Source organism: Caballeronia sp. BR00000012568055, from assembly GCF_029439455.1.
Lineage (GTDB): Bacteria > Pseudomonadota > Gammaproteobacteria > Burkholderiales > Burkholderiaceae > Caballeronia.
The window spans coordinates 1-9,123 of the sequence record NZ_JAQFVG010000009.1 but is presented as its reverse complement, the minus strand read 5'-3'; the positions used below and the strand labels follow the sequence as shown (position 1 = coordinate 9,123).

The window sequence follows — 9,123 nt, the reverse complement described above, 5'->3', positions numbered from 1 at the left end:
GAACATCAACCGATCGTTCAAGCAATATGGCTGGTGCTCGCTGATTCGCGGCGTCGAGTCGGGCGGCACGGTGGAAAACCTGCCCTGCCACACCTTCCCGACCGATGATGGTGGCATCGATATGAAATGTCCGACCGAAATCGCTATTTCCGATCGTCGTGAGGCAGAGCTTTCGAAGAACGGTCTGATCCCGCTGATTCATCGCAAGAACACGGACCACGCGACCTTCATCGGCGCGCAGTCCATGCAGAAGCCCGCCGAATATCACGATGCGGACGCCACCGCGAACGCCAACCTTTCCGCGCGTCTGCCGTATCTCTTCGCATGTTCGCGCTTTGCGCATTATCTGAAGTGCATCGTGCGCGACAAGATTGGCAGCTTCCGCGAGCGTGAGGAAATGCAGAGCTGGCTCAACGGCTGGATCATGAATTACGTCGATGCAGACCCGTCGAACTCATCGCAGGAAACCAAGGCACGCCGGCCGCTCGCCGCAGCCGAAGTGGTGGTCGAAGAGATCGAGGGGAATCCTGGCTACTACCAGGCGAAGTTCTTCCTGCGTCCGCATTTCCAGCTTGAAGGCTTGACGGTGTCGCTGCGATTGGTTGCACGTCTGCCTTCGATTAAGCAGGCAGCGTGATACGGCGGTTCGCTCATCCGCCAATCTCAGGTAACAACAGTAGCAAGAAGTCAGTTTAACTAATGGAGTTTTCAGATGGCACAAGACATCTTTCTAAAGATCAATGGGATCGATGGTGAATCGCAGGACTCGTCGCACAAGAACGAGATCGAAGTGTCCAGTTGGGGTTGGCTTATCTCGCAAGATTCGACCATGCACTCGGGCAGCGGCGGCGGCGCTGGCAAGGCGAGCGTCAGCGATCTGACTTTCGAGCATCACATGGATCGCGCCAGCCCGAACTTGATGAAGTACTGCCTGACGGGCAAGCACATCGATCAGGCCGTACTGACCGTGCGCAAAGCGGGCGGCAGTCCGCTCGAGTATCTCAAGATTACGATGAGCGACGTGATCGTCACCAAAGTGCAGCCGTCCGGCAGCAATAGTGACAACGGCATGCGCGAACAAATCGGTCTGTCGTTCTCGAAGGTCAAGCAAGAGTACATCGTCCAGAACGCGCAAGGCGGTAGCGGTGGCGCGGTAACGGCCGCCTACGACATCAAGGGCAACAAGGAGGCATAACGCCCCGTTGTCGATTGCGAAACGCGGAACCCGATGCAGTGACATGGGGTTTCGCTCACAGCCCTACTTCATGCCTTTCTTCACGACTTACGCGTTTCGCTTTTTGCTCATTCCGTTTTGCACGCTGACGCTTGCGGCCTGTGCTGGCAGCGACCGGCCGCCTGCGCGCGCGCCGCTCATGCTCACGGTCGCCATCGACGCTTCCTCGGGTGTCAATCCCGACGACCGGAAGCGCGCAGCGCCCATTCTGGTTCGCATCTACGAACTCAAGAATTCCGACACGTTCAATCAGGCCGATTTCTACGCCCTGCAGGACAAGGACAAGACCGTACTCGCCGACGATCTCATCGCGCGCGATCAGTTTTTGCTGCGGCCGGGTCAGCACGAAACGCTGACCCGCGCCGCCAACGACGCTAGCACCACGCTCGGCGTGCTGGCCGCTTATCGTGATTTGCCGAACTCGATCTGGCGCGCCACATGGACGCTGCCGGTACGCACGACGGCTGCCTGGTATCGGCGCACACCTAAGCTGAAGCTCAGCGTCGATCTGGACGCGAACGCGATCCGGATCAGCGAAGAGTCACAAGGCCACTAGGCAATCAACACGCATAAAACCCGCAACAAACACGCATTAAATACGCACGCAACAGGTATCGATCTCATGAGCTGGCATAACAAAGTCACCTGGAGCGAGGGACTCTTCCTGCGCCCGCAATTGTTTCAGCAGCAGGAACGTTATCTCGAACACTATGCGCACAAGCGCGCCGCGCCGCTCTCGCCATTTTTTTATGGCTTCTCGAAGTATGCGATCGATACCGAAGCGCTCGCGCTAGGCAAGGTCGTGGTGAAACACGCAAGCGGCGTGTTTGCCGACGGCACGCCCTTCGATATGCCGGGCAATACGCCTGCGCCCGCGCCGCTCACCATCCGGCAGGAACATCTGGAACAGGTGATCTATCTGGCCGTGCCCATTCGCGTGCCAAACGGCGAGGAAACCACCTTCGAGGATTCGCCTGACTCACTCGCGCGGCATGCCGTGTTCGCCACCGATCTGCGCGATGCCAATTCCGTCGGTCAGGGATACAAGACCGTGCAGTTATCGAATCTGCGCGTGCGACTGTTGCCGCAGAAGGAATTGACCGACGCATGGATCGGCCTGCCGCTCACGCGCGTCAAAACCCTTCACGCCGATGGCAGTATCGCGCTCGACGAGACGCTAGTGCCGCCGGTGAGCGGTTATGGCGCGAGCACACTGCTCACCAGTTGGATCGGCGATATTCACGATCTCGCCCGCATGCGTGCGGACAAGCTCGCGCAACGTCTGACCGGCAGCGATGGGCAGGCCGGCTCGGTGGCCGAGGTATCGGACTATCTGCTTTTGCAGACGCTCAATCGATACGAGCCGTTGCTGCAGCATATGCGACGCATTCCTGCTACGCCGCCCGTCGAGATTTATTCGCTGCTGTTGAGCATGGCCGGCGAACTGTCCACCTACGTGCGCCCCGAGACGCGTCGGCCGCTTCAGACGCATCCGCCCTATCAGCACACCGAACCGTACCTGTGCATCAGGCCGCTCGTGGACGATACGCAGTGGTTGCTGAACGCCGTTCTGGTGCGCAGTGCGCAAAGCATCGCGCTTCACGACGCGGGTTATGGCATGCGCAACGCATCGGTCGATCCCGCTGAGATTTGCAGCTTCTCGGCCTTAGTGCTGGCGGTGTCGGCGCAGATGCCAGCCGATTCGCTCGCACAGCAGTTCCGTGCGCAAGCGAAGGTCGGCCCGTCCGAGCGCCTTCCGGAGCTTGTGCGAGGGCACTTGCCGGGCATTCCCATCCAGCCGCTGCCGGTTCCGCCGCGGCAAATTCCATTCAATGCCGGCTTCGTCTACTACGAAGTCACGCGGCAGGGTCCGCTATGGGATCTGATCGCGAAGCATGGCGGGATTGCTTTGCACGTTGCCGGTGAATTCCCTGCGCTGCAATTGCAGCTTTGGGGCGTGCGCGGCTGAGCGGAAAAGCTGGCGGCGACGCATGATCAAAAACATAACGAGGTGACGCGTGAGCACAGATGCTGCGCAATTCGAAGCCAACGCGACTTCCGAAGCCGATAGCAAAAGCGAGCAAACGCCTGACTCTGGCGTCATCGAAATGGTCCGGCGCGTTCCACCGGGCGAACAGTTTGCCGTACGCCTGCGAGCCATCCAGCAAGCCCGCAACCCGTTGCTGGAAGCTGCGCGGCCGCTTTTGCGCGCGCTGGCCGAGATGCCCGACACGCTCGTCAGCCGGGAAATCAAGATCGTTCACGCCGTGCTGGAGCAGGAGGTGCGGGGCTTTCAGCGGCTGTGCGAACAAGCGAATCTGCGCCGCGAACATATGCTGGGCGCGCGCTATTGCCTGTGCACGGCGCTCGATGAAGCCGCGACGCAGACCCCGTGGGGCAAGAGCAATTCGGGCGTCGCGTGGATCGCCAACGGACTCGCAACCAAGTTCCATGAAGATCGCGAAGGGGGCGAGAAAACCTATTATCTGATCGGTCGCCTGATGAGCCAGTCGCACGAGCATCTCGACTTGCTCGAAGTGATCTATCGGATTTTGAGCCTCGGCTTCATGGGTATCTACCGGCATCAGGTGGATGGCGCGCGCATGCACGATGCAATCCGCCAGCGTCTCTATCACGAGATTCAGGCCAGCCAGAAAGCCGTGCCGGGCGCACTCGCCCCGCACGCCGCATCGGATGCGCGCGGTAAGCGGTTTTCGCTCTATGACTTTCCCGTGTGGATCAGCTTCACGGTGCTCAGTCTTATCCTGATCGCGCTGTTCGGCTGGTTCAAATACCACCTGCTCGGGCAGAGCGCGTCCGTGACGAAGCAGATCGTCGATATCAGCGGGATGACGCCGCCGCCTGCACCGCGCCTGCCGCATCTGCGCGAACTGCTCAAAAACGAGATCGCCGCAGGCACCGTTCGCGTAGATGAAGACGCGCGTCACAGCGCAGTCGTGTTTCGTGGCGACGCCATGTTCGTGCCGGGCGGCGTGAGCGTGAGCGCCGCCATGAGTCCGCTCATCGCGAAAATCGCGCTCGAAGTTGCCAAGGTTCCCGGCAAGGTCACCATCACCGGCTACTCCGATAACGCGCCCATCCGAAGCCGCCAATTCGCTTCGAACGAAGCGCTGTCGCTTGAGCGTGCGACGCAGATCATGCAGATGCTGCAAGCCGGCGGCGTTCCGGCGAGCCGCCTCGAGGCGATCGGCAAGGGCGAAGCCGATCCGATCGGCGATAACGCATCGGTGGCCGGCCGCGCGCAGAACCGCCGCGTCGAAATTTCAGTGACGCCGTAGCGCATGGCCGTCCGGACCTTCTTGTCGCGCTCGACATCGCTACCCGCCCAACGGATTTGAAGAATGAAGAAGTTTCTGTCGTTTCTGGTCTCGCGTTGGTTCCTCGCGTTTCTCGTGCTGATTCTGCTCGCAATCGGCGTTTGGTTTCTCGGGCCATACATCGCGTTCGGCGGATTGAAACCGCTCGAAAGCACGGCGCTGCGGGTGATCGTCATTGCGCTGATGCTTGGCGGCATATTGCTGTGGCTTACCGGCCTATCGACGGCTGTCGTGTTCGCCGCGCTGCTGTGTCTGCTGATCTGGTACGCGTCGCCGCTCCTGAGTCTCGGCGATGCCAAGCCGATGGCGTCGGCGGCAGCGCGCATCATCGCCATTGCTTTCGTGATCGTGCTGTTCACTGTCTGGGGTTTGGTCTGGCTCTGGCGGCGCATGCGGAGCGACGAGCAGTTCCTCAAGAAAGCGCTCAGCTTCGGAAACAAGAACGAGACGCCGGCAGCCGCCCAGATCAAGGCACTCGAAGCACGCATGAAGGTCGCGTTGAGCCGCCTCAAAACCATGCGATTCAACGCGCGGGGAATCGGACGTGTCTTTCAGGGCACGCGTTATCTGTACGAACTGCCGTGGTTTATCGCAATCGGCTCAGCCGAGTCGGGTAAAACACGCGCCCTCCTGAACTCGGGATTGTCCTTATCTTCCGAAAGCGCCCTGCCGCGAACCGGCTCGACAGGCTCATTGTCAGGCGTGGACTGGTGGCTCACGAACGAAGCAGTTTTTATCGATACAGCGGGCTACTACACGCACCCCGGCACTTCGCGTCGCACGCTGGATCTGGCGGCTCTAGCCAATCGCGGTTCGGAAAGCCTGCTTTCGTCGGGCAGCGATAAAGATGCCACCGCGGTCATCGACGAAAATCAACTTCGCCGCATCGCCGATACAGACGAATGGTTCGGCTTCCTTAGTTTGTTGCGGCGATATCGGCCGCGCACGCCGATCAACGGTGCGCTGCTGACTATCAGTCTCGAAACGCTCGTCAGCACCGATCCAACCGTACGCGAAGCCGAAGCAAACGCACTGCGCGAACGGCTGGCCGAGTTGCGCCGCACGCTCGGCGTTCGCTTTCCCGTGTATCTGATCGTTACGCAAATGGACCGGCTGTCCGGCTTTACGGACTATTTCGCCTCGCTCACCGAAGAGAATCGCGCGCAAATCTGGGGCTTCACCTTGCCGCTTGCCGCGTCCCTTTCCGCGTCCGCCTATTCGAAGGAACTCGAAGCACTGGCCAGCCGCCTCGCCGATGGCGTCAACACGCGCCTCGAAGATGAGTACGACGTCGATCGCCGACGCAAGCTCGCGGCATTGCCGGAAGCATTCGCGGTACTCTGCGCGCCCGTGTCGGATCTGCTCACGCAACTCTTCTTCGGTTCACGATTCGACGACACCCAGCAACAGGCCATGCTGCGCGGCGTGTACTTCACGAGCACCAAGCAGGGCGACGAGCGGCTCGAGGCTGAACCGCTCACCATCAATCAGCGCCTTAAAGGCATCGTGATGCGCCCATTCAGGACCGACACGCATCCCGCGTCCGGCATCCAGAGCTTCTTTCTCCGCGACATCTTCACGAAAGTCGTCCTTCCCGAAGCCCATCTCGTTCGTCCGAATCTGCGTTGGGAGTATCGCTTCAGGCTGGTGCGCATGCTCGGACACGCGCTCGCGATATTGCTCTTTGTGTGGCTCGCCATGTCGCTGCGCGTGAGCTTCGGCAACAACAGCGACTATCTCGACGCCATCGCTCGCAAGGCACAGGCGCTTTCGAGCAAGGTCGCGCAGCTTTATCGCGATCCGAAGCCCGAGATGGTGCCGGACGCGCTCACCGAAGCACGCTATCTGCCGACGTGGATCGGCATCGATCTTGGTGATCCGTCCTCGGACTTCCGCTACGGTTTGTTCGCCGCGCCCGGCGTGGTCGATGTCAGCGGCGAGATGTATCGTTCGCTCGAAAACAATCTGCTTGTGCCGCAGATCGTGCATCGGCTGGAAGCAGTGATCGATCAATCGATTGCCAACAAGGACGCGAAATCGGCTTACGACGCGCTGCGCGTCTATCTGATGCTTTACGACCGCGCGAAATTCAACGCGAGCGAAGTCAAGAGCTGGGTTTTCGATGACTGGGCCAAAACGGACAGTGCCTCGATCTTCGGCGGCCGCGCGTCCATGCTCGGTCATGTCGATCAACTCTTCTCGGGCGAACATGTCGTGCAATCACCGCTGATCCGCAATGACGCGTTGATCGAACGCGCGCGTGCGTTTCTCGATATGAGTAACGGCACGCAACGCCTCTACGATCGCGCGAAGGCCGCAATGCAAACTGAAGCGCCCGACGACTTCACGCTGCTGCGCGCGGTCGGCCCTCAGGCGGGGACCGTTTTCACCCGTGCAAGCGGCGAGCCGCTTTCACGCGGCGTATCCGGCTTGTTCACGTTCGCGGGCTATCGCGAACTGTTCGATAAGCGTCTCGCGAGCTTTATCAATACCGCCCGCGAAGACGACGCATGGGTCATGGGGCGCGCGTATCTGTCGAGTTGGACGCTCGCGGCTCAAAAAAAAACTGCTGAGCTGACGGCAAGTGCGTCCGGCGCAGACGACCCATTGACCGATGCGATCCGTCGGCTTTATCTGGCCGAATACGCGCAGCGTTGGGCCACGTTTCTGTCGGACATACGGCCGGTGACGGGATCGAGCCTCGCGTTCAATCTGCCGATCCTGCGCCAGTTCGCCGCGCCCGACTCGCCCCTCGAACGTCTCGCGCATGCCGCCGTGCGCGAGACCACGCTGACACAGCGCGTCACCACGGCAGACAGCTCGATCATCGACAAGACCACCAGTCAGATCGCCGACAAAGCCAAGGCGCTAGGCCTGCGCTCACAGGAGCGAGTAGAACGCGAACTCGTCGATGATCGGTTTGCGGCCTTGCGCGAGATGGTCACAGGCAGCGCCCGAACCTCGCGCGATGCGCAGGCAGCGCCCGCCCAGGCTGGCAAGACCGGTCTCGATGGCGTCACCATGTTGCTGAACGAGACCTACACGGCCCTGTCGATTGCCGACAACGCGTTGGCGAACAATAGCCTGCCACCGGCGAACGAGGCATCGGGGAAACTGAAGGTTGCTGCCAACACCATGCCCGCGCCCTTTCGCGAAGTGTTGTCAGGGCTGGCGGCGCAAGGCTCGCACGAGGTGAATCAAGGCATCGGCCAGCTATTGTCGCGTCAGATGCAGAGCGCCGTCGGCGATGCGTGCCGTCTGGCGGTCGAAGGCAACTATCCGTTCGCGCCCGACAGTTCACGCGATATCGGTATCGACGATTTCACGCGCATGTTCGCGCAAGGCGGCGTGATCGATGACTTCTTCACCAAGAATCTCGCGCCCTTCGTGGACGCGTCATCGCATCCGTGGCGGTATAAGACGCTGCCCGGCGCGACCGAGCCCGTTCAGGGACCGGATCTCGAACCGTTCGAACACGCACAGGCCATCCGCAATGTCTTCTTCGGCGATCAGGGCAAGCAGATCGCGTGGAAAGCCGAACTGCGCGTGCCCGAACTCGACCCGACCATTTTGAGTCTCGCCATCGATATCGACGGGCAAAGCATGCTGTATCAGCACGGTCCGGTTACACCGCTGAAAGTGGTCTGGCCCGGCCCGCGTGGTGGCGTGCATGTCGATATCACGGCGAATCCGCGCATTCGTGCCGATACATCGACTATTGCTGTGGATGGTCCGTGGGCGCTCTTGCGCCTGCTGCGCAAAGGACAGATCGTGCAGACCGCAACGCCCGGACGGACACGCGTCGTATTCGATTTCGACGGTCGCAAAGCCGCGCTGGACATGGCGAGCACGGGCAGCGTGGACAATCCGCTCACCAGCACGGTGCTGACGAATTTTCGTTGTCCGAGCGCGATGCCGGTGTTCGGTCTGGCGGACAGCGGACCGCCGCCGGGACTGCCTGCCGCCGCGACCTTGCCCGGTGCGACGGCTGGACCGCCAACTCAATCGAAATAGCGCGGCAAGCGCGAGCCTACGCCAAGCCCTGCGTATTCACATACAACGCGTAAAGCCCGTGACTCGCCGCCATAAACAACCTGTTCCGATGACGCCCGCCGAAGCACACATTGGCGCATCGCTCGGGCAGATCGATATGGCCGATCGCTTCGCCCTGCGCCGTGAAAACGCGCACGCCGTCGAGTTCGGCATCGCCCATGCCCCAGCCGCACCACAGATTGCCGTGGATATCGACGCGAAAGCCATCGGGCGTGCCGGGACCGGCATCGATGATCAGACGCCGCTCGCCTAGCTTGCGGCCGTTGTCGATCACATCGAACGCCCAGATCGTGCGCGGATTGGAGCGTGACTCGACCACGTACAGCACCGATTCGTCCGGCGAGAACGCCAGCCCGTTCGGTCCAATGAAGTCATCGATCATCACGGTGATCTCGCCGCTTTGCCCATCTACGCGATACACGCACGGCTTGAGCTGCGGCTCCGCCTGTTCGCCTTCATAAAACCCGTTGATGCCGAAAGTCGGATCGGTGAACCAGA

Annotated in this window: 7 protein-coding genes; 6 read left to right on the top strand and 1 reads right to left on the bottom strand. The window is 60.9% G+C overall.

Features of this window, described 5'->3' with window-relative positions; translation table 11 throughout:
• From tssC to tssM, 6 genes are all read left to right on the top strand, one after another.
• Positions 1-637 (top strand): type VI secretion system contractile sheath large subunit (gene tssC, locus P7F28_RS01270; RefSeq protein WP_277182560.1); only part of this gene is annotated, 637 nt, incomplete at its 5' end.
• 75 nt (positions 638-712) lie between these two features.
• Complete coding sequence (locus P7F28_RS01265) at positions 713-1,195, top strand: type VI secretion system tube protein Hcp (RefSeq protein WP_277182559.1); 483 nt, start codon at positions 713-715, stop codon at positions 1,193-1,195.
• A gap of 70 nt (positions 1,196-1,265) precedes the next feature.
• Complete coding sequence (tssJ, locus tag P7F28_RS01260; protein WP_277182562.1) at positions 1,266-1,790, top strand: type VI secretion system lipoprotein TssJ; 525 nt, start codon at positions 1,266-1,268, stop codon at positions 1,788-1,790.
• Positions 1,791-1,856: 66 nt separating this feature from the next.
• Complete coding sequence (tssK, locus tag P7F28_RS01255) at positions 1,857-3,203, top strand: type VI secretion system baseplate subunit TssK (protein WP_277182558.1); 1,347 nt, start codon at positions 1,857-1,859, stop codon at positions 3,201-3,203.
• Positions 3,204-3,252: 49 nt separating this feature from the next.
• A complete protein-coding gene (gene tssL, locus P7F28_RS01250) occupies positions 3,253-4,533 on the top strand; it encodes a type VI secretion system protein TssL, long form (protein WP_277182556.1) in 1,281 nt (426 codons plus the stop codon).
• Between the two features lie 63 nt (positions 4,534-4,596).
• Positions 4,597-8,586 (top strand): type VI secretion system membrane subunit TssM, encoded by a 3,990-nt coding sequence (gene tssM, locus P7F28_RS01245; RefSeq protein ID WP_277182554.1) that lies wholly within the window; start codon positions 4,597-4,599, stop codon positions 8,584-8,586.
• Positions 8,587-8,602: 16 nt separating this feature from the next.
• Here the strand turns inward: tssM and P7F28_RS01240 are convergent.
• On the bottom strand, positions 8,603-9,123 hold a 521-nt coding region (locus tag P7F28_RS01240; RefSeq protein ID WP_277182553.1), incomplete at its 5' end, for an SMP-30/gluconolactonase/LRE family protein.

Coding starts and splice junctions, on each gene's coding strand:
- P7F28_RS01265 (WP_277182559.1), top strand. CDS start 713: ATGGCACAAGACATCTTTCTAAAGATCAATGGGATCGATGGTGAATCG.
- tssJ (WP_277182562.1), top strand. CDS start 1,266: ATGCCTTTCTTCACGACTTACGCGTTTCGCTTTTTGCTCATTCCGTTT.
- tssK (WP_277182558.1), top strand. CDS start 1,857: ATGAGCTGGCATAACAAAGTCACCTGGAGCGAGGGACTCTTCCTGCGC.
- tssM (WP_277182554.1), top strand. CDS start 4,597: ATGAAGAAGTTTCTGTCGTTTCTGGTCTCGCGTTGGTTCCTCGCGTTT.